This is a genomic window from Pseudomonas sp. GNP012 (assembly GCF_054343835.1).
In genome coordinates this window covers 5,835,063-5,854,257 of record NZ_JBTGUU010000001.1, presented here as the reverse complement: position 1 = coordinate 5,854,257, position 19,195 = coordinate 5,835,063, and the positions used below count along the sequence as shown (strand labels likewise).

Genomic DNA, 19,195 nt, shown 5'->3' with positions numbered 1-19,195 from the left:
CAGGACGCCACGCCGCGCAACAACCCGTTACAGCGTCTATGGTGTTCTGGTTCAGTGTGTTTGTTTTTGGCCTGAAGACGAAGGAGTGTTGAATCATGCGCGAGAAACCAGCGAGGGAATCCTTAGCGACTCCCGCCGCGTTCATCAATGCACAGAGTGCGATTACCGGCCTGCGCGGTCGGGATCTGCTGTCGACCCTGCGCAGTGTGGCCGCCCATGGCTTGCGCAACCCACTGCACAGCGCCCGGCATGCCCTCAAACTCGGCGGTCAGCTTGGCCGCGTGCTGCTGGGCGAAACCCTGCACCCGACCAACCCGCACGACGGTCGCTTCGCCGACCCGGCGTGGAGCCTCAACCCGTTTTATCGCCGTAGCCTGCAGGCCTATCTGAGCTGGCAGAAGCAGGTCAAAAGCTGGATCGACGAGAGCAACATGAGCCCGGACGACCGCGCCCGCGCCCACTTCGCCTTCACCTTGCTCAACGACGCCCTATCACCCTCCAACACCCTGCTCAACCCACTGGCGGTCAAGGAGCTGTTCAATTCCGGTGGTAACAGCCTGGTGCGAGGCATCGGCCATCTGGTGGACGATCTGCTGCATAACGACGGCCTGCCCCGGCAAGTCACCAAGCAAGCGTTCGAGGTCGGCAGGACGGTCGCCACTACCACCGGAGCCGTGGTGTTTCGCAACGAGCTGCTGGAGTTGATCCAGTACAAGCCGATGAGCGAAAAGCAGTATTCCAAGCCCCTGCTGGTAGTGCCGCCGCAAATCAACAAGTACTACATTTTCGACCTGAGCCCGCACAACAGTTTCGTCCAGTACGCCCTGAAAAACGGCCTGCAAACCTTCATGATCAGCTGGCGCAACCCGGATGTGCGTCACCGCGAATGGGGGCTCTCGACCTACGTCGAAGCCGTGGAAGAAGCGATGAATGTCTGCCGGGCGATCACCGGCGCACGGGAGGTCAACCTGATGGGCGCCTGCGCCGGCGGGCTGACCATTGCCGCGCTGCAAGGTCATTTGCAGGCCAAGCGGCAGCTGCGCAGGGTGTCCAGCGCGACATATCTGGTGAGCCTGCTCGACAGCCAGCTGGACAGCCCCGCTACGCTGTTCGCCGACGAGCAGACGCTGGAGGCTGCCAAGCGCCGCTCCTATCAGAAAGGTGTGCTGGATGGCCGCGACATGGCCAAGGTCTTCGCCTGGATGCGCCCCAACGATTTGATCTGGAGCTACTTCGTCAACAACTACCTGTTGGGCAAGGAGCCACCGGCGTTCGACATCCTCTACTGGAACAACGACAACACGCGTCTGCCGGCCGCTCTGCACGGCGATCTGCTGGACTTCTTCAAGCACAACCCGCTGACCCACCCGGGCGGACTGGAAGTGTGTGGCACGCCGATCGACTTGCAGAAGGTCACCGTCGACAGCTTCAGCGTCGCCGGCATCAATGATCACATCACACCGTGGGACGCTGTGTACCGCTCGACGCTGTTGCTCGGCGGCGAACGGCGCTTCGTGCTGTCCAACAGCGGTCATGTGCAGAGCATCCTCAACCCGCCGAGCAACCCGAAAGCCAACTACATCGAGAACGGCAAACTGAGCAGCGATCCCCGTGCCTGGTACTACGACGCCAAGCATGTCGACGGTAGTTGGTGGACCCAATGGCTGAGCTGGATTCAGGAACGCTCCGGCGCGCAGAAGGAAACCCACATGGCGCTCGGCAACCAGAACTACCCACCGATGGAGGCAGCACCCGGTACTTACGTGCGCGTGCGCTGACGTTCAACGAGCCACGGCCGCTGCCGGCCGTGGCAAGACCCGATCATTAAGAAGACTGGATGAAAACCCGCGACCGGATCCTCGAATGTGCCCTGCAGTTGTTCAATCAGAAGGGCGAACCGAATGTCTCCACCATGGAAGTTGCCAACGAAATGGGCATCAGCCCGGGCAACCTCTACTACCACTTTCACGGTAAAGAACCGCTGATACTCGGGCTGTTCGAGCGCTTTCAATGTGAATTGCAACCACTGCTCGACCCACCGTCCGACGTCGAATTGGGCCCCGAAGATTACTGGCTGTTCCTGCATCTGATCGTTGAGCGCCTGTCCCACTACCGGTTTCTGTTCCAGGACCTGTCGAACCTCGCCGGACGCCTGCCGAAACTGGCCAAGGGCATTCGCAACCTGCTCAATGCACTCAAGCGCACACTGGCGTCGTTGCTCGCACGCTTGAAGGCTCAAGGGCAATTGGTCAGCGACACCCAGGCGTTAGGGCAACTGGTGGAACAGATCACCATGACCCTGCTGTTTTCACTGGATTACCAGCGGATTCTCGATCGCGAAGGCGAGGTGCGGCTGGTGGTTTACCAGATCATGATGCTGGTGGCGCCGCATCTGTTGCCACCTATCAAAGTGGCGACGGAGCAAATGGCGATGCAGTACCTGGAAGCACACGAGTAAGCCTGACACCCGCCAACCCTTGTGGGAGCGAGCTTGCTCGCGATGGCGTCTGTTCAGCCAACCTGGATGTCGACTGATACACCGCTATCGCGAGCAAGCTCGCTCCCACAGTGGGCTTGTGTCGCTCAGAAATTCGCGCACAAACAAAAACGCCCGACCTTGGCAGGCCGGGCGTTTTCTTGAGCCCTGAAAATCAGGACTGACTGGTTGGCGTCGATGGAGCTGGCGCGGCAGTCGGGGTGACAGCAGGGGTTGGCGCGGTCGCGGAGTTCGAGGCGCTGACCGGAGCGGCTGCCGGGGTTGCCGGCTTGGCAGCTGCTACTGCTGGTTTTGGCGCGGCGGCTTTTGGAGCTGCCGGCTTCTTCACTGCAGGTTTTTTCGCAGCAGCAGGTTTGGCTGCAGCTGTTTTAGCCGCAGGCTTGGCCGCTGCTGGCTTGGCAGCCGGTTTGGCAACAGCTTTCGCCGCAGCCGGTTTGGCCGCTGGCTTGGCCGCTGCAGGTTTGGCGGCTGCAGTTTTCGCGGCTGGCTTGGCAGCTGGTTTAGCCGCGGCTTTTGCCAGTGGCTTGGCAGCAGTTTTCGCGGCTGGCTTGGCGGCGGCAGTCTTGGCTGCCGCGGTTTTCGCCGCAACAGGCGCAACCTTGGCCCCGGTCAGTTTTTCGATTTGCTTAGTCAGGGTCTCGACCTTGCTGTGCAGTGCCTTGACTTCGTTGCGGCTCGGTACACCCAGACGCGAGATGGCGCTGTTCAGACGCTTGTCGAAAGCACCTTCCAGCTCATCCCACTTGCCCAGTGCGCGATCTTTCACGCCGCTGATGCGCGATTTGGCCGAAGAAGCGGAGTCCTTGGCGGCCTCGACTGTCTTGCCAACAGCGCTCTTGGTGAGTTTCTCGGCTTTCTCGCCATCCTTAACCAATGCATCGAAGAGTTTGCTGCCGTCAGTGTCGATCTTCGAGTACACGCCTAAACCAGCCAGCCAGATTTTTCGGGAGTAATCTTCAACCTTCCCGATCCACGAGCTGCCTTCTTTTTCGGTTTTCTTTTTAACAGCCATCCCGTTCTCCTTAAGATTTACGCGCGACACGTTCGAGCAATGCCGTCAGCTCATCGAGCTTAGCAGAGAGTGTCTCAACGTCATGTTTAGACGGAATGCCGATACGATTCAAGGCACTTGCGACACGCGTGTCGAACACCTTCTCGACCTTGTCGAGTTGAACTTCGACACGGCCTTTGAAAGTGCTGACTTCACTCTTGACTTCATCGATCTCGGCATTGGCCGCTTCAAGTTTCTCAGCAACTACTTTTTTGCCTTTCTTTTCAACAACCTGACCAGCCTTGATCAGCTCTTGAAAGTATTCGCTGCCCTCTTGGCCGACCTTGGCGTAGGCGCCCAGGCCTGCCAGCCAGATCTTGCGGGCATAGGATTTGACGTCGCCCAGCGTGCTGGTCGATGCGTCGATTTTTTTCTTCAAAATAACTTTGGCCATGGTGCACCTCACGCGCAGAAGGTTTGAGGAACTGCCCGGATAAGTGTCGGGCTCTGGCACAAAGTAGGGAGAAAAATTAGAAACGGCACCCTAACAAATGACATAAACCTTTGAGAGCACCGCAACAAAATGTGGGAGCGGGCTTGCTCGCGAAGGCGTCGTGTCAGTCAACATCCTGGTCAACTGACAGACTGCCTTCGCGAGCAAGCCCGCTCCCACAGGGGATCTCATTTCAACCAGAAAATCAGACCAGGGCCTTATCCAGCGCCTTTTCGATTTCCGCTTTGATCATGCCGCTCATGGCCGACATCATCAGGCCCAACTCCACATCGACCTTGATCGAATCTTCACTGACATGCACCGCCCCCTTCACACCCGAGCGCTTGAGGTTCAGGGTGTCGCCAGACCACTGCGGCTCCAGGCCATACTGATCGGAAAGTTTCTGCGCCAGCTTGTCGGCCTTCTCGCGAGCCGCTTCCTTACCCAGGCCGTGGGCACGTTCAACACTAATACGGGCCATTGAATGACTCCTGCTTTATGGATGCTTTCCCGGAGCATCTTGACCTCTGCTGCGTCAAAACGTCCCGATGGTTGCCCATCTTACCTTCAGCCTTGCCAAGACAAAGCATGCCTTGGGGATTAGAATGTCGCGCATTCTCTTTTGGTGACAGCGATATGACTGATCAGCGCAAAGGCAGCGATGCCGAACCCACCACTCACTTCGGCTTCAAAAACGTTCCGGAAAGCCAGAAAGCGGAAAAAGTCGCTGAGGTTTTCCACTCGGTAGCCGCCAAGTACGACCTGATGAACGACCTTCTGTCGGGCGGCATGCACCGTCTGTGGAAGCGTTTCGCGATCGAACTGTCGGGCGTTCGCGCCGGCAATCGCGTGCTCGACATCGCCGGCGGCACCGGCGACCTGACCAGGAAATTCTCGCACCTGGTAGGCCCGACCGGCCAGGTCGTACTGGCCGACATCAACGAGTCCATGCTCAAGGTCGGCCGTGACCGCCTGCTGGACCTGGGCGTGGCCGGCAACGTCGAATTCGTCCAGGCCGATGCGGAAAAACTGCCGTTCCCGGACAACCATTTCGACTGCGTGACCATCGCCTTCGGCCTGCGCAACGTGACCCACAAGGAAGACGCCCTGCGCTCGATGCTGCGCGTGCTCAAGCCGGGTGGCCGCCTGCTGGTGCTGGAATTCTCCAAGCCGACCAACGCACTGATGTCCAAGGCCTACGACGCCTACTCGTTCGCCTTCATGCCGTTGATGGGCAAGCTGATCACCAACGACTCGGAAAGCTATCGCTACCTGGCCGAATCGATCCGCATGCACCCGAACCAGGAAACCCTGAAGTCGATGATGGTCGAGGCCGGTTTCGACCGCGTGACCTATCACAACATGACCGCAGGCATCGTTGCCCTGCACCGCGGCATCAAGCCCTGATGCTGCTCGCCGGCCTGCTCGCCAGCGTTGAACTCGGCCTGAACCGGGTGCTGCGCCTCGACAGCACGGCGCTGCCGCGGCTGGCACACCTGACCGGCAAAGTGATTGCCGTCGATTGCCGCAGCCCGGCGCTGCACCTGTTCATCCTGCCCAGCGACGAAGGCCTGATGCTCGCCTCCCAGTGGGAAACCGGAGCCGACTGCACCTTGCGTGCACCGGCCTCAAGCCTGTTGAAACTGGCCACGAGCAAGGACAAGACTTCCGTCCTGCACGCCCCAGAAGTCGAACTCGATGGCGACAGCGGCGTGCTGCTGGAGCTGGCGGCGATCCTCCAGGACCTGGAGCTGGACTGGGAGTACGAGCTCTCGCGCTGGCTCGGCCCGGTCGCCACACAACTGGTCGGCGGCCACCTGCGCAGTCGCGCCCGCTGGTACCAGCAAGGCTTTGCCAGCCTGGGCCAGAACCTGGGCGAATACCTGGCCGAAGAATCGCGTACCCTTGTCGGTCAGCGCGAAGCCGAAGCCCGATTCAGTGAACTGGACCAGATCAAGCTCGATCTGGAACGTCTCGAGGCGCGTTTCGAGCGCCTTTCCCGATCCCTCGACCCAAGCGATAACGCATGAAGCTGCTTGCCGTCCGCCGTTTGTTGCGCATCCAGCGCGTCGTGATCCGCTACCGCCTCGATGACCTGCTGTTCGCCCTGCCACTACCGTGGTTTCTGCGGGCGCTGCGTTACGCGTTGCCGTGGCGCTGGTTCCCGCGCAAGACCCTGGACCTGAGCCGTGGCGCGCGCCTGCGCCTGGCGTTGCTGGACCTGGGGCCGATATTCATCAAGTTCGGGCAGATCCTGTCCACTCGCCGCGACCTGTTGCCCGAGGACATCGCCGATGAACTGATGAAGCTGCAGGACCGCGTGCCGCCGTTCGACTCGCAAGTGTCGGTCAAGCTGATCGAAGAACAGCTTGGCAAGAAAATCAGCGACGTGTTCAGCCGCTTCGATGTCGAGCCGCTGGCCTCGGCTTCGGTGGCGCAGGTGCATGCCGCGCAACTGAAAACCGGCGAAGAAGTGGTGGTCAAGGTGATCCGCCCCGGTCTCAAACCGGTGATCGCCCAGGACCTGGCGTGGCTGTTCATCCTCGCCCGCGCCGCCGAAAAACTCTCCGCCGATGCGCGCCTGCTGCACCCGGTGGACGTGGTCAGCGATTATGAAAAAACCATCTACGACGAACTCGACCTGCTGCGCGAGGCGGCCAACGCCAGCCAGTTAAAGCGCAACTTCGACGGCTCGCCGCTGCTGTACGTGCCGCAAGTCTATTGGGACTGGTGCCGGCCGAAAGTACTGGTGATGGAGCGCATCTACGGTATCCAGGTCACCGATCTGGCGACCCTGGCCGACCAGCGCACCGACATGAAAATGCTCGCCGAGCGTGGCGTGGAGATTTTCTTCACCCAGGTGTTCCGCGACAGCTTCTTCCACGCCGACATGCACCCCGGCAACATCTTCGTCAGCACCGTGAATCCGTGGAGTCCGCAGTACATTGCCATCGACTGCGGCATCGTCGGCAGCCTGACCCCGGAAGACCAGGACTACCTGGCACGCAACCTGTTCGCCTTCTTCAAGCGCGATTACCGTCGCGTGGCGCAGTTGCACATCGATTCGGGCTGGGTGCCGGCAGAAACCAAACTCAACGAATTCGAAGCGGCGATACGTACTGTGTGCGAGCCGATCTTCGAAAAACCGTTAAAAGATATTTCCTTCGGTCAGGTGCTGATGCGCCTGTTCCAGACCGCTCGGCGCTTCAACATGGAGGTTCAACCGCAGTTGGTTCTGCTGCAAAAAACCTTGTTGAACATCGAAGGCCTGGGCCGTCAGCTATACCCGGACCTGGACCTGTGGAACACCGCGCAGCCGTTCCTCGAACGCTGGATGCGCGAGCGGGTCAGCCCCAAAGCCCTGCTCGGCAACGTGCACAGTCAGTTCGAGCAGATCCCGCACCTGGCCAACATGGCCCGCGACCTGCTCGAACGCATGTCCCACCCCCACGCCTACGATCCGCCGCCAGCGTGGCACCGACGCCGGGACGAATGGTTCCTGCGCCTGCTCGGCACGGCGCACCTGGCCGGTGGAGCGATCCTCGCCGCGGGCGGACCGCTGAACCAGTTGGCCTATTGGCCGGCCGGCATCATGATGGCCGTCGGTTTGTATCTGGTCGTGCGCCGATAGCCAGTTGTGCTGCGCACTGGCACACTGTTTCAACGTTGAGCCTGACTAATGAAGTGTCGGGCTCGCTGTCGGAGTCGAAGATGAAAAACTGGCTGGACGAGATCAAATGGGATGCCGACGGCCTGGTGCCGGCGATTGCCCAGGACTACAAGACCGGGCGCGTCCTGATGATGGCCTGGATGAACCGCGAGGCACTGGAACTGACGGCGGCCGAGAACCGCGCCATCTACTGGTCGCGCTCGCGTGGCAAGCTGTGGCGCAAGGGCGAAGAGTCCGGCCACGTGCAGACCCTGCATGAGATGCGCCTGGACTGCGACGCCGACGTCATCATCCTGATGGTCGAGCAGATCGGCGACATCGCCTGTCATACCGGCCGCCAGAGCTGCTTCTATCGCGTCTACGAGAACGGCGACTGGACAACGGTCGACCCGGTCCTTAAAGATCCGCATGCCATCTATTGCGCAGGGCACAAACATGAGTGACACACTGACCCGCCTGGCCGAGGTGCTGGAAGAGCGCAAAGGCGCCGCCGCCGACAGCTCGTATGTCGCCAGCCTGTATCACAAGGGTTTGAACAAGATTCTGGAAAAAGTCGGCGAAGAGTCGGTCGAGACCATCATTGCTGCCAAGGACGCCGCCGTCAGCGGCGACTGCAGCGATGTGATCTACGAAACCGCCGATTTGTGGTTCCACAGCATGGTCATGCTCGCCCAATTGGGGCAGCATCCGCAGGCTGTACTCGATGAACTGGACCGTCGTTTCGGTCTCTCCGGACACGCCGAGAAAGCCTCGCGCCCGTCCGCCTGAATAACTATTAGAGAGGAGCAGCAGCATGGGCATTTTTGACTGGAAACATTGGGTCGTCATCCTGGTTGTCGTGGTACTGGTATTCGGCACCAAGAAATTGAAAAACCTCGGCACCGACGTCGGCGAATCGATCAAGGGCTTCAAGAAAGCCATGAACGACGACGAAAAACCGGCCGACCCGAATGCGACCCCGGCCCAACCGGTTCCACCGGTCCAGCCACAGACCACTGTGAACCAGCCGCACACCATCGACGTGCAGGCACAGAAAGTCGAAGAGCCGATCCGCAAAGACGTGTGAGCACTGACTAATGTTTGGTATCAGCTTCTCTGAACTGCTGCTCGTCGGCCTCGTCGCCCTGCTGGTGCTGGGTCCCGAGCGCTTGCCGGGCGCTGCGCGCACCGCTGGCCTGTGGGTCGGACGCCTGAAGCGCAGTTTCAACGCAATCAAACAGGAAGTTGAACGTGAAATCGGTGCCGACGAGATTCGTCGGCAACTGCACAACGAACACATCCTGTCGCTTGAGCAGGAGGCGCGGAAAATCTTCACGCCGACCCAGCAGGAGCCGACGCCGGTCGAGCATGTGGGTGCGCAGACGATTCAAGCAACTGCCCCCGCTGCCGCGACAACGCCTGCTGTTGCGGCTGTCGAGCCTGCGCCGATTGTTGCTGCAACCACTCCGGTTGAACCCGTTACACCTGCGGCTGCGCCCGTTGCGCCGGCCCCTCATGACCCAACATTGCCGCCGCGAGCCCCATGAGCGATCTTCCTGAAAACGACCAGCACATGCCGCTGGTTTCGCACCTCACCGAGTTGCGTACCCGACTGCTGCGCTGCGTAGCGGCGATTTTCATCATCTTCGCCGGCCTATTCGCCTTTACCCAGCAGATCTACACCTTCGTCTCGACTCCGCTGCGTGCGTACCTGCCCGCCGGCGCGACGATGATTGCCACCGACGTGTCGTCGCCGTTCCTGACGCCGCTGAAGCTGACAATGATGGTCTCGCTGTTCTTGGCGATCCCGGTGATCCTGCACCAGATCTGGGGCTTCATCGCCCCGGGCCTGTACAAGCATGAAAAGCGCATTGCCGTGCCCTTGCTGGTCTCCAGCATCTTTCTGTTCTACGCCGGCATGGCCTTCGCCTATTTCCTGGTGTTCCCGCTGATCTTCAAATTCTTCGCCGCCGCCACCCCGGCCGGCGTGGAAATGATGACCGACATCACCAGCTACCTCGATTTCGTCATGACGCTGTTCTTCGCCTTTGGCGTGGCGTTCGAGATCCCGGTGGCCGTGGTGCTGCTGGTGTGGATCGGCGTGGTCGACGTCAAATACCTGAAGAAAATCCGCCCATACGTGATCATCGGCTGCTTCGTGGTCGGCATGATCCTGACGCCGCCGGACATCTTCTCGCAGACCCTGCTGGCCGTGCCGATGTGGCTGTTGTTCGAAATCGGCATTCTGTTCAGCAGCCTGATCAGCAAACGTGGCGACCATCCGGAAGACCAACCGGCTGACGATCACAACGACCAGCCGCCAGCGACCCAAGCGTGAACCTGCTGCTCCTTGAAGAGGCCGACTTCATTGCGGCCGACCGGGTGATCCTGCGTGATCGCCGGCTGACCCACATGCAGGAAGTCCACCGCTGCGAAGTGGGCGACAGCATGCGCGTCGGGCGGATCGGCGGGCTGATGGGCTCAGCTGAAGTGCTGCGCCTGGACACCGACGAAGCGGAATTGCGCGTCACCCTCGAGCAACCGCCACCGGCCAAGCTGCCATTGACCCTGGTATTGGCCCTGCCACGCCCCAAGATGCTGCGCAGGGTGTTCCAGACCGTGGCGGCCATGGGTGTGCCACGTATCGTGTTGATCAACAGCTATCGCGTCGAGAAGAGCTTCTGGCAGACCCCCTTCCTGGAGCCCGAGGCCATTCGCGAGCAATTGATCCTCGGCCTCGAACAGGCCCGGGACAGCGTGCTGCCGGAAGTCGTGATCGAGAAGCGCTTCAAGCCGTTCGTCGAGGACCGTTTGCCGGCGATCACCGACGGCACCCTTGGCCTGGTGGGGCATCCCGGCAATTACCCGCCCTGCCCTCGCGCACTCAGCGAACCGGTGACCCTGGCCATCGGCCCCGAGGGTGGCTGGATTCCCTACGAGATCGACCTGCTGGGCAAATCCGGCCTGCAACCGGTACAACTGGGCGAGCGCATCCTGCGCGTCGAAACCGCCGTGACCGCACTGCTGGCCCGCCTTTTCTAATCCCGGACACAATTCCCTGTGGGAGCGGGCTTGCTCGCGAAGGCGGTGTATCAGTCGGCATTGAAGTGACTGACACTCCGCTTTCGCGAGCAAGCCCGCTCCCACAAGTCATCATCCGTCCGTACATCGGGCATCGCCTACAGATTCAGGTTCCCCTGCCGATACACCCCCATAAAACCAAATTGTGGTCCGGGGAGTTTCAGCATGTACCAATGGCTAGCCGAGAATCTGGGAAACGTCAGCGTCAAACGCAAGCTGGGGATCGGCTTCGGCCTGGTGCTGTTACTGACCCTGCTGATTACCTTCACCGGCTGGAGCGGTTTGAGCGGCGTCACCAGCCGTGGCGATAAACTGGGGTTCATCGCCAGCCTCAACGACCTGACCAGAGACCTGCGCATTGCACGCCTGGATTACGAGATGCGTCGTGGTGAACAAGGCCCCGGTGCCGTCAACGATCTGCTGGGCAAACTCGAAAGCGGGCTGCAGACCGCCCGCAGCCTGATCGAACAACCGGCCGACACAGCCATGGTCGATCAACAACTGGCCGCTGTCGCCGAATACCGTCGTGCCTTCAACGACATGACCCAGGCCGGCGCCCAGCGTGAAGATGCCCGCAGCAAACTCGGCGCCACCGCCGACAACGCCGTGGCCCGTGTCGCCGAAGTGGAAAAATCCATGCTGCAAGGTGACAGCGTCGCAGCATTCAATAGCGTGATCGACCTGAGCAAACTGATCCAGCAGGCGCGCTTCCAGGTTCGCGGCTACACCTACAGCGGCAAGAGCGAAGCCGAACAGCCAGCCTTCGACGCGATCGATAACGCCCTGAAGAACCTCGAGAGCCTGCCGGCCAAACTGCCTGAAGAACACATCGCCAACCTGCAACAGGCGACTGATTCACTGAAGGCCTACCGCGCCGCCGTCAGCCAGTTCCGCGACTCCCAGGTGGCCAGCGCCAAGGCCCTGGTACGCATGTCCGCCCAAGGCGACATCCTGTTGGACATGAGCCAGAAACTCACCGTCTCGCAAACCGTCGTGCGTGACACCGACGCCGCCCACGCCAAGAACATGCTGACCCTTGCCACCGTTCTGGCCATCGCCTTCGGCCTGCTGGCCGCCTGGACCATCACCCGGCAGATCATCATTCCGTTGAACCAGACCCTGGCTGTCGCTGAGCGCGTTGCCAGCGGCGACCTGACCCACAACCTGACGTCGCAGCGTCGCGACGAACTCGGCCAGTTGCAGCGCGCCATGCAGAGCATGACCCAAGGCTTGCGCGAACTGATCGGCGGCATCAGCGATGGCGTCACGCAGATTGCCAGCGCCGCTGAAGAGCTGTCCGCAGTCACCGAGCAGACCAGCGCCGGGGTCAACAGCCAGAAAGTCGAGACCGATCAGGTCGCCACCGCCATGAATGAAATGGCCGCCACCGTGCAGGAAGTGGCGCGCAACGCCGAAGAGGCCTCCGAAGCCGCCGTCGCCGCCGACCAGCAGGCCCGTGAGGGTGACAAAGTGGTGGGCGAAGCCATCGCCCAGATCGAGCGCCTGGCCGCGGAAGTCGGCCACTCCACCGAGGCCATGGGCGAACTCAAGCGCGAAAGCGACAAGATCGGCAGCGTGCTCGACGTGATCAAATCCGTGGCCCAGCAAACCAACCTGCTGGCGCTCAACGCCGCGATTGAAGCCGCCCGAGCTGGTGAAGCCGGACGTGGGTTTGCCGTGGTCGCCGACGAAGTCCGCAGCCTGGCCCAGCGCACCCAGAAATCCACCGAAGAGATCGAAGAGCTGATCGTCGGCCTGCAAAGCGGCACGCAGCAAGTGGCGACCATCATGGACAACAGCCGCACCCTGACCGACAGCAGTGTCGAACTGACCCGCCGCGCCGGTGGCTCACTGGAAAGCATCACCCGCACCGTCTCGGCAATTCAGGCGATGAACCAGCAGATCGCCGCTGCCGCCGAACAGCAAAGCGCCGTGGCCGAAGAGATCAACCGCAGCGTGCTGAACGTGCGGGATGTGTCGGACCAGACCTCGGCAGCCAGTGAAGAGACGGCAGCGTCCAGCGTTGAGTTGGCACGACTGGGGACGCATTTGCAGATGCTGGTAGGCAAGTTCAGGGTTTGAGGTGATCTGCAGAGCTCGGCTCACTCAGGACCGAGGTGATGCCTTCGCGGGCAAGCCCGCTCCCACACTGAAATGCGGTCCCCTGTGGGAGCGGGCTTGCCCGCGAAAGCGATCGACCAGACACCGCTGTTACAGAATCTGGTGCAGCTCAAAAACAAACTTCAAGCCATAAAAAAACCCGCTTTCGCGGGTTTTTCTATCATGCCAACTGAGGCTGTTCGCTCATTGGCTTGAGCGGCAGCAACGGTGCATGGGGATCTGCCTTCACCGACTTGCGCCAGGCGCCCAGCCAATCCGGGTGACCTTCGCTCCAGACCTGTTCATGCAAGCGAGCCAATGCCACCGGGTCGCTCAGCAGTTGCACACGCTCGTTGTTGGTCAGGCCTTCAGGTCCAACCTTCATCGCGTGCCGCACCCGCTCGATGCGCAACCACTCGATCGGCTCAGCCTGATTGTGCCGAGAGGTCGCCAGCGAGCACGCCAGGGCGTTCTGCTGCGGGTCGACCACCGAACGGACAAAGCCGTCGCTCAGCGCGTGCCAGCGGTTTTCGTGGGTGTACTGGTCGGTGGCCAGCAAGGCCTGTGGCGGATTGTATTCCTCGGGAATCAGGAACAGGCTCTCGTCACGGGACTTCAGGCCCAGGCCCACGCGGCTGGAGATCACCGACACCGGTATCGACAGCATCAACGAACCGACGATCGGCACCAGCCACCACAGGAAGCTCGGGTTCAGCCAGATCACCAGCAGGGCCCAGAAGAAGCCCAGCAGGGTTTGCGGACCGTGGCGCTTGATCGCTTCGCTCCACGGCGTGGAGTCGTCGTCACGCTGCGGCGAGTTCCAGGTCGCGGCCCAGCCGAGGAACGCGGCGAGGACGAAACGGGTGTGGAAGATCATCCGCACCGGCGCCAGCAGCATGGAGAACAGCATCTCCAGCAGCATCGACAAGGTTACCTTGAACTTGCCGCCGAACTCTTTCGCACCCTTGGCCCAGATCAGGATGATGCTCAGCAGCTTCGGCAGGAACAGCAGCACGATGGTGGTCGAGAACAGCGCAATCGCCTTGTCCGGGTGCCATTGTGGCCACAGCGGATAGAGCTGGCGCGGTTCGAGGAAGTACTGCGGCTCCATCAGCGTGTTGACCGCCAGCAGCGCGGTCGACAGCACCAGGAAGAAGAACCACAGCGGCGCCGACAGGTAGGACATCACGCCGGTCAGGAACACCGCGCGATGCACCGGGTGCATGCCTTTTACCAGGAACAGACGGAAGTTCATCAGGTTGCCGTGGCACCAGCGACGGTCACGCTTGAGTTCGTCCAGCAGGTTCGGCGGCAGTTCTTCATAGCTGCCCGGCAAATCGTAGGCAATCCACACGCCCCAACCGGCACGGCGCATCAGCGCGGCTTCAACGAAGTCGTGGGACAGGATCGAACCGGAGAACGCGCCTTTACCGGGCAACGGCGCCAGGGCGCAGTGATCGATAAACGGCTTCATGCGGATGATCGCGTTGTGGCCCCAGTAGTGCGACTCGCCCAGTTGCCAGAAGTGCAGGCCGGCTGTGAACAACGGGCCATACACGCGAGTGGCGAACTGCTGCATGCGCGCATACAGGGTGTCCATGCCCGACGCCCGTGGCGCGGTCTGGATGATCCCGGCGTCCGGCGTCGCTTCCATCAGGCGCACCAGACTGGTCAGGCACTCGCCGCTCATCACGGAGTCGGCGTCGAGTACGACCATGTACTTGTAGTCACCGCCCCAACGACGGCAGAAGTCGTCGAGGTTGCCGCTCTTGCGTTTTACGCGACGACGACGGCGGCGATAGAAGATCTTGCCGAAGCCACCGGCTTCGCGGCAGACGTCCAGCCAGGCCTGTTGCTCGGCAACACAGATATCGGCGTCGTTACTGTCGCTGAGAACGAAGAAATCGAAGCGGTCCAGGTCACCCGTGGCCGCAACCGACTCGAAGGTCGCCCGCAGGCCGGCGAACACCCGAGGCACGTCTTCGTTGCAGATCGGCATCACCAGTGCGGTGCGCGCATCCTTTGGAATCGGCTCGTTACCGGCACTTTTACCGGAGATACGGTATTTATCGTGACCGGTCAGCAATTCGAGGAAGCCCATCAGCGCGGTCCAGAAACCGGCCGATACCCAGCAGAACAGAATCCCGAACAGGATCAGGATGCTGGTCTGCAAGGCGTACGGCAGCACTTGCGTGGCGGTTTGCAGCAGCGGTTGGTGCAGCACTTCGTTGAGGTCGACGAACGACCAGCCCTGGTACGGCATGATGCCTTTCATGTACCAACCGGCGACGATGGTCTGGCCGAGCATCAGCAGCAACAGAATGTAGCGACGGATCGAACCGACAGTACGCCAGCGCGCAGCCGGCAGTACACGCTCGTCCTTCGGCGGCTTCGGCGGGTTGGTACGACCGGTCATCCGCCGCCAGCCACGCACCAGAATGTTGGTGCGCCACGGCTCCGGCACGACCTTGGTCCGCCGGATCGGCGGGGTCGCCTTGAGGCAGACCCGGCCGTTGGCGTCGAGCACCAGCATTTCCGCGTCCTGCAGCTCTTCGGCGGTGCTCAGGGTCAGGCGTTTGCCGACCGAAGCCTGGGCGGCTTCGGTCGGGGCGTCGAACGTCGAAGACGACAGGCGTTCGTGCAATTCGCTGAAAGACTGGCAGCCCGCGAGTTCCGCGCGCTGCTCGTCGGTCATCGGCAGATGCGCCAGATACTCGGAAAGAGTTTCTGGCCGTACTTGAGAGTTACTCATCGGCAGGCAACTGATAGCTCCAGGTCTCGGTCAGGACTTCTTCAGTCGGCGCCGATTCCGGTGTGGCTGGGGCCGCGTCGGCAGCGACAGGCTGCTTGGCGTCTTTATTGGCCTTGTCCTTGGCATCTGCAACAGGCTTCGCTTCAGCCTGCTTGGCCTCTGCTTGCCTGGCTTCCTTGTCCGCTTTCTCTTGTTGCTTGGCGGCAACCTTGTCGGCCTTGGCAACCGACGAGTTGGACGACGGAATCGACGTCTTGGCCAGGTCCGCCGGCACGATGTTCTGCACCAGCGCAGCACGCATCTCGGTGGACTTGCCCGGATCCTTGATCTTCATCCGCAGGGTCAGGCGCCAGCCCTTGGTTTCAGGGTTGTAGCGCACGCTGTTTTCTACCAGCTCGGCGTTGTCGCCGATGCTGACCTGACTGCGAACCTCGGCATCGGCCGGCAATGCCGCCAGGGACGGACCTTCGAAGTCCACCAGGTAGGCAACGCTGCCATCGGGCTGACGAATCAGGTTGGACTGCTTGACGTCACCGGTCGAACGCAGGGTCTGCTTGACCCAGGCACTGTCCGGCGCGTGAATCGCCGCTTCGTCCATGGTCCAGTGCATACGATAAGCGACATCGAGCGGCTGGCCAGGTTCCGGCAATTTTTCCGGGTTCCAGAAGGCCACGATGTTGTCGTTGGTTTCGTCGGCGGTCGGAATCTCGACCAGGTCGACGGTGCCCTTGCCCCAGTCCCCCTTCGGCTCGATCCAGGCGCTTGGGCGCTTGTCGTAGCGGTCGTCGAGGTCTTCGTAGTGGCTGAAGTCGCGGCCACGTTGCAGCAGGCCGAAGCCGCGCGGGTTTTCCACGCTGAAGTTGCTCACCGCCAGGTGTTTCGGATTGTTCAGCGGACGCCAGATCCACTCGCCGTTGCCGGCATGGATCGCCAGGCCGCTGGAGTCGTGCAGTTCGCGGCGGTAGTTCAGTACTTTCGACGGCTGGTTGGCGCCGAACAGGAACATGCTGGTCAACGGGGCGATGCCCAGTTTGCCGACCTTGTCACGCAGGAACATCTGCGCCTTGACGTCGACGATGGTGTCGCTGCCCGGACGCAGGGTCAGGCGATAGGCACCGGTGGCACGCGGAGAGTCCAGCAGGGCGAAGATCACCAGGTGCTTGTCGCCCGGCTTGGGCTGTTGAATCCAGAATTCGCGAAAACGCGGGAATTCTTCGCCGGACGGCAAGGCGGTATCGATGGCCATGCCGCGAGCGGACAAGCCATAGACGTGACCTTTGCCGACGACGCGGAAGTAGCTGGCGCCGAGCATGGTCATGATTTCGTCTTGCTTGTCGGCCTTGTTGACCGGGTACAGCACACGGAAACCGGCGTAGCCCAGTTGCTCGGTGGCTTTCGGGTCGAACTTCACATCGCCGAAGTCGAAACGACTTGGATCGTATTTGATCTCTTCGACGGTGTTCGCCGTGATTTCGTTGATTTTCACCGGCGTATCGAAGTGCATGCCCTGGTGATAGAAGGACAGCTTGAACGGCGTCTTCTGATCAGCCCATTCGGCTTTTTCCGTCAGAAAACGAATTTTCTGGTAGTCCGCGAACTTCATTTCGCGGAACTCGTTCGGCAGGTTACTGCGCGGCGCTTCGTATTTCTGCGCGGCCAGCTCTTTTGCCTTGGCCGATACATCATCCAGACTGAATGCCCAAAGCTGGCCGGCGCTGAGCAGGCAGAGCAGTGCAGAGCCCGCTACCAGGGCGCTGCGTAACCGTTTGACAGACAATTTTGGTGCGTTACAGGGACTAACAATCACGAGCAACCCTCGCCGAAAACAGATCAAAAAACCAACGGCCAGTTAAAGGGTCTGCACGGTGTACGGTCTGAAAAAACCGCCCTTGCAAACCACTCTTGCCAAGTTGGCGAGCATTGTTCCGACTCCGCTGGGGCGAAATGATTCCCCAATCGGATCCAGACAAGTCTCTACCTAAGTCAAAATGGACCAACGAACGCTGATCCCCGTAGCGCGCGATTATCTAGTAGGCCGCGTTACAACGCATCAGGGGTAACAAAGTATTTATCGCGACAAAGCCCTGTTTTCAGTCGAAATGAGCGTAAAAACTTGTTTCAAGCGCTTTCAGGTCTGTAACAGGAAGGTGACCGGGCCATCATTGACCAGGTGCACCTGCATATCCGCGCCGAATCTACCTGATGCCACAGTGCCATGCACCTGTTTCGCTTTGCTTAATAGATAGTCGAACAATTCCTCACCCAAGGCCGGAGGGGCCGCAGTCGAGAAACCCGGACGCAGCCCGCTTCTGGTATCGGCAGCCAGGGTGAACTGAGAGACCAGCAGCAGTCCGCCGCCCACATCCGCCAGGGACAGATTCATCTTGCCCTCAGCGTCACTGAACACCCGATAGTTAAGCAGTTTATTAAGAAGTTTGTCGGCGCTGGCCCGCGTATCGTCTGGTTCAACGGCCACCAGAACCAGCAATCCCTGATCAACGGCACCCACGACTTCGCCGGCAACCTCGACTCGCGCGCCACGCACCCGTTGCAGCAGGCCCTTCATGCCTCGTCAGGCGCCAGGTCGAGCAGACGCCGGGCCATCTGATCGGCGGCGCGGACCAGCGCGTCGGTGATGCCCGGTTCGGAAGCGGCATGACCGGCATCGCGGATGACCTGCAGTTCGCTGTTCGGCCAGGCTTGATGCAATTCCCAGGCGTTATCCAGCGGGCAGATCACGTCATAGCGGCCATGGATGATCACGCCGGGCAAATGGGCGATCTTGCCCATGTCGCGGATCAACTGGTTCGGCTCCAGGAAGGCGTGGTTGCTGAAGTAGTGGCATTCGATGCGGGCAATCGACAATGCACGCTGTGGCTCGGAGAAGCGATCGACCACCAGCGGGTTAGGACGCAGGGTCGCAGTACGACCCTCCCAGGTGGACCAGGCCTTGGCCGCGTGCATCTGGGCAATCTGGTCGTTGCCGACCAGACGCTTGTGGAACGCGGTAAGCAAGTCGCCGCGCTCATCCAGCGGGATCGGCGCGATGTAGTCCTGCCAGTAATCGGGGAACAGACGGCTCGCGCCAGCCTGATAGAACCATTCGATTTCCTGCGGACGGCACAGAAAAATCCCGCGCAGGATCAGACCGTGTACACGCTCAGGATGGGTTTGCGCATAGGCCAGCGCCAGGGTCGAACCCCAGGAGCCGCCAAACAGCACCCATTTGTCGATGCCCAGGTGCTGGCGAATCCGCTCCAGGTCGGCGACCAGATCCCAGGTCGTGTTGTTTTCCAGGCTGGCGTGGGGAGTGGAGCGACCACAGCCGCGCTGGTCGAAGGTAACGATGCGATACAGGTTGGGATCGAAGAAGCAACGACTCTGGGCATCACATCCGGCACCGGGGCCGCCGTGTATGAACACCACCGGCAAACCTTCCGGTGAACCGCTTTCGTCGACATACAGCGTGTGGGTCTCGTCGACGGCCAGATCGTGCCGGGCGTAGGGTTTGATCTGCGGGTACAAAGTCTGCATTGCGCACTCCGTAAGGGGTCGAGGTCATCCCTGGGGGGACTTCTATTATTCTGCCGTCCGGCATCATAAACCCGAATTACGTCTATGAGCATGCCCCT

Annotated in this window: 19 protein-coding genes and 1 pseudogene; 13 read left to right on the top strand and 7 right to left on the bottom strand. The window is 60.9% G+C overall.

The window, feature by feature from the left end; translation table 11 throughout:
- The first annotated feature begins 95 nt into the window (after positions 1 to 95).
- Both phaC and ACXX83_RS26500 read left to right on the top strand, forming a co-directional pair.
- Positions 96 to 1,778: a class II poly(R)-hydroxyalkanoic acid synthase gene (phaC, locus tag ACXX83_RS26505; RefSeq protein ID WP_015093127.1), complete on the top strand. Its 1,683-nt coding sequence runs from the start codon at positions 96 to 98 to the stop codon at positions 1,776 to 1,778.
- A 59-nt stretch (positions 1,779 to 1,837) separates the two neighbouring features.
- Entirely contained in the window at positions 1,838 to 2,458 is a 621-nt protein-coding gene (locus ACXX83_RS26500; RefSeq protein ID WP_007975574.1) for a TetR/AcrR family transcriptional regulator, read from the top strand.
- A gap of 193 nt (positions 2,459 to 2,651) precedes the next feature.
- Here the strand turns inward: ACXX83_RS26500 and ACXX83_RS26495 are convergent, their stop codons facing one another.
- The 3 genes from ACXX83_RS26495 to ACXX83_RS26485 all read right to left on the bottom strand — a co-directional run bounded on the left by ACXX83_RS26495 (position 2,652) and on the right by ACXX83_RS26485 (position 4,462).
- A complete protein-coding gene (locus ACXX83_RS26495) occupies positions 2,652 to 3,509 on the bottom strand; it encodes a phasin family protein (RefSeq protein ID WP_458550013.1) in 858 nt (285 codons plus the stop codon).
- A gap of 10 nt (positions 3,510 to 3,519) precedes the next feature.
- On the bottom strand, positions 3,520 to 3,942 hold the full coding sequence (locus ACXX83_RS26490; protein ID WP_217836950.1) for a phasin family protein: 423 nt from the start codon (positions 3,940 to 3,942) through the stop codon (positions 3,520 to 3,522).
- A 244-nt stretch (positions 3,943 to 4,186) separates the two neighbouring features.
- Complete coding sequence (locus ACXX83_RS26485; protein WP_015093124.1) at positions 4,187 to 4,462, bottom strand: polyhydroxyalkanoic acid system family protein; 276 nt, start codon at positions 4,460 to 4,462, stop codon at positions 4,187 to 4,189.
- A gap of 155 nt (positions 4,463 to 4,617) precedes the next feature.
- Here ACXX83_RS26485 and ubiE point away from each other — a divergent pair, with 155 nt between their 5' ends.
- The 11 genes and pseudogenes from ubiE to ACXX83_RS26430 all read left to right on the top strand — a co-directional run bounded on the left by ubiE (position 4,618) and on the right by ACXX83_RS26430 (position 12,793).
- Positions 4,618 to 5,388 carry a bifunctional demethylmenaquinone methyltransferase/2-methoxy-6-polyprenyl-1,4-benzoquinol methylase UbiE gene (gene ubiE, locus ACXX83_RS26480; protein ID WP_007975568.1) on the top strand — a complete coding sequence of 257 codons (771 nt, stop codon included), beginning with the start codon at positions 4,618 to 4,620 and terminating at the stop codon, positions 5,386 to 5,388.
- On the top strand, positions 5,388 to 6,011 hold the full coding sequence (locus ACXX83_RS26475) for a ubiquinone biosynthesis accessory factor UbiJ (protein WP_126048766.1): 624 nt from the start codon (positions 5,388 to 5,390) through the stop codon (positions 6,009 to 6,011). The genes ubiE and ACXX83_RS26475 overlap by 1 nt, the downstream gene beginning before the upstream one ends.
- Positions 6,008 to 7,612 (top strand): ubiquinone biosynthesis regulatory protein kinase UbiB, encoded by a 1,605-nt coding sequence (gene ubiB, locus ACXX83_RS26470; RefSeq protein WP_458550012.1) that lies wholly within the window; start codon positions 6,008 to 6,010, stop codon positions 7,610 to 7,612. The genes ACXX83_RS26475 and ubiB overlap by 4 nt, the downstream gene beginning before the upstream one ends.
- Before the next feature lie 80 nt (positions 7,613 to 7,692).
- A complete protein-coding gene (gene hisI / locus ACXX83_RS26465) occupies positions 7,693 to 8,094 on the top strand; it encodes a phosphoribosyl-AMP cyclohydrolase (protein WP_108230768.1) in 402 nt (133 codons plus the stop codon).
- Entirely contained in the window at positions 8,087 to 8,419 is a 333-nt protein-coding gene (locus ACXX83_RS26460; protein WP_007975564.1) for a phosphoribosyl-ATP diphosphatase, read from the top strand. Before hisI ends, ACXX83_RS26460 begins: the two co-directional genes overlap by 8 nt.
- Positions 8,420 to 8,444: 25 nt before the next feature.
- Positions 8,445 to 8,717 carry a twin-arginine translocase TatA/TatE family subunit gene (locus ACXX83_RS26455; protein WP_015093120.1) on the top strand — a complete coding sequence of 91 codons (273 nt, stop codon included), beginning with the start codon at positions 8,445 to 8,447 and terminating at the stop codon, positions 8,715 to 8,717.
- Positions 8,718 to 8,727: 10 nt separating this feature from the next.
- Complete coding sequence (tatB, locus tag ACXX83_RS26450; RefSeq protein WP_095964598.1) at positions 8,728 to 9,177, top strand: Sec-independent protein translocase protein TatB; 450 nt, start codon at positions 8,728 to 8,730, stop codon at positions 9,175 to 9,177.
- Complete coding sequence (gene tatC / locus ACXX83_RS26445) at positions 9,174 to 9,968, top strand: twin-arginine translocase subunit TatC (RefSeq protein ID WP_217836948.1); 795 nt, start codon at positions 9,174 to 9,176, stop codon at positions 9,966 to 9,968. Before tatB ends, tatC begins: the two co-directional genes overlap by 4 nt.
- Positions 9,965 to 10,672, top strand: coding sequence for a 16S rRNA (uracil(1498)-N(3))-methyltransferase (locus ACXX83_RS26440; RefSeq protein ID WP_458550011.1), 708 nt, complete (start codon positions 9,965 to 9,967; stop codon positions 10,670 to 10,672). The genes tatC and ACXX83_RS26440 overlap by 4 nt, the downstream gene beginning before the upstream one ends.
- Before the next feature lie 204 nt (positions 10,673 to 10,876).
- Positions 10,877 to 11,938: pseudogene (locus ACXX83_RS26435) on the top strand (methyl-accepting chemotaxis protein); the annotation flags it as partial.
- Entirely contained in the window at positions 11,921 to 12,793 is an 873-nt protein-coding gene (locus ACXX83_RS26430; RefSeq protein WP_420832649.1) for a methyl-accepting chemotaxis protein, read from the top strand. The pseudogene ACXX83_RS26435 and the gene ACXX83_RS26430, both read left to right, overlap by 18 nt.
- Before the next feature lie 199 nt (positions 12,794 to 12,992).
- Here ACXX83_RS26430 and mdoH read toward each other — a convergent pair whose 3' ends face one another.
- From mdoH to pip, 4 genes are all read right to left on the bottom strand, one after another.
- Positions 12,993 to 15,563, bottom strand: a complete 2,571-nt coding sequence (mdoH, locus tag ACXX83_RS26425) for a glucans biosynthesis glucosyltransferase MdoH (protein ID WP_217836945.1) — start codon at positions 15,561 to 15,563, stop codon at positions 12,993 to 12,995.
- Entirely contained in the window at positions 15,556 to 17,370 is a 1,815-nt protein-coding gene (locus ACXX83_RS26420; protein WP_015093113.1) for a glucan biosynthesis protein G, read from the bottom strand. The genes mdoH and ACXX83_RS26420 overlap by 8 nt, the downstream gene beginning before the upstream one ends.
- Positions 17,371 to 17,691: 321 nt before the next feature.
- Positions 17,692 to 18,129, bottom strand: a complete 438-nt coding sequence (gene dtd / locus ACXX83_RS26415; protein ID WP_015093112.1) for a D-aminoacyl-tRNA deacylase — start codon at positions 18,127 to 18,129, stop codon at positions 17,692 to 17,694.
- Positions 18,126 to 19,097 (bottom strand): prolyl aminopeptidase, encoded by a 972-nt coding sequence (gene pip / locus ACXX83_RS26410; RefSeq protein WP_095964593.1) that lies wholly within the window; start codon positions 19,095 to 19,097, stop codon positions 18,126 to 18,128. Before pip ends, dtd begins: the two co-directional genes overlap by 4 nt.
- Positions 19,098 to 19,195: the final 98 nt, after the last annotated feature.

What these genes read in the sequence shown, in the direction of transcription:
- phaC (WP_015093127.1), top strand. Translation starts at nt 96, where the DNA reads ATGCGCGAGAAACCAGCGAGGGAATCCTTAGCGACTCCCGCCGCGTTC.
- ACXX83_RS26500 (WP_007975574.1), top strand. Translation starts at nt 1,838, where the DNA reads ATGAAAACCCGCGACCGGATCCTCGAATGTGCCCTGCAGTTGTTCAAT.
- ACXX83_RS26495 (WP_458550013.1), bottom strand. Translation starts at nt 3,509, where the DNA reads ATGGCTGTTAAAAAGAAAACCGAAAAAGAAGGCAGCTCGTGGATCGGG.
- ACXX83_RS26490 (WP_217836950.1), bottom strand. Translation starts at nt 3,942, where the DNA reads ATGGCCAAAGTTATTTTGAAGAAAAAAATCGACGCATCGACCAGCACG.
- ACXX83_RS26485 (WP_015093124.1), bottom strand. Translation starts at nt 4,462, where the DNA reads ATGGCCCGTATTAGTGTTGAACGTGCCCACGGCCTGGGTAAGGAAGCG.
- ubiE (WP_007975568.1), top strand. Translation starts at nt 4,618, where the DNA reads ATGACTGATCAGCGCAAAGGCAGCGATGCCGAACCCACCACTCACTTC.
- ACXX83_RS26475 (WP_126048766.1), top strand. Translation starts at nt 5,388, where the DNA reads ATGCTGCTCGCCGGCCTGCTCGCCAGCGTTGAACTCGGCCTGAACCGG.
- ubiB (WP_458550012.1), top strand. Translation starts at nt 6,008, where the DNA reads ATGAAGCTGCTTGCCGTCCGCCGTTTGTTGCGCATCCAGCGCGTCGTG.
- hisI (WP_108230768.1), top strand. Translation starts at nt 7,693, where the DNA reads ATGAAAAACTGGCTGGACGAGATCAAATGGGATGCCGACGGCCTGGTG.
- ACXX83_RS26460 (WP_007975564.1), top strand. Translation starts at nt 8,087, where the DNA reads ATGAGTGACACACTGACCCGCCTGGCCGAGGTGCTGGAAGAGCGCAAA.
- ACXX83_RS26455 (WP_015093120.1), top strand. Translation starts at nt 8,445, where the DNA reads ATGGGCATTTTTGACTGGAAACATTGGGTCGTCATCCTGGTTGTCGTG.
- tatB (WP_095964598.1), top strand. Translation starts at nt 8,728, where the DNA reads ATGTTTGGTATCAGCTTCTCTGAACTGCTGCTCGTCGGCCTCGTCGCC.
- tatC (WP_217836948.1), top strand. Translation starts at nt 9,174, where the DNA reads ATGAGCGATCTTCCTGAAAACGACCAGCACATGCCGCTGGTTTCGCAC.
- ACXX83_RS26430 (WP_420832649.1), top strand. Translation starts at nt 11,921, where the DNA reads ATGCAGAGCATGACCCAAGGCTTGCGCGAACTGATCGGCGGCATCAGC.
- mdoH (WP_217836945.1), bottom strand. Translation starts at nt 15,563, where the DNA reads ATGAGTAACTCTCAAGTACGGCCAGAAACTCTTTCCGAGTATCTGGCG.
- dtd (WP_015093112.1), bottom strand. Translation starts at nt 18,129, where the DNA reads ATGAAGGGCCTGCTGCAACGGGTGCGTGGCGCGCGAGTCGAGGTTGCC.
- pip (WP_095964593.1), bottom strand. Translation starts at nt 19,097, where the DNA reads ATGCAGACTTTGTACCCGCAGATCAAACCCTACGCCCGGCACGATCTG.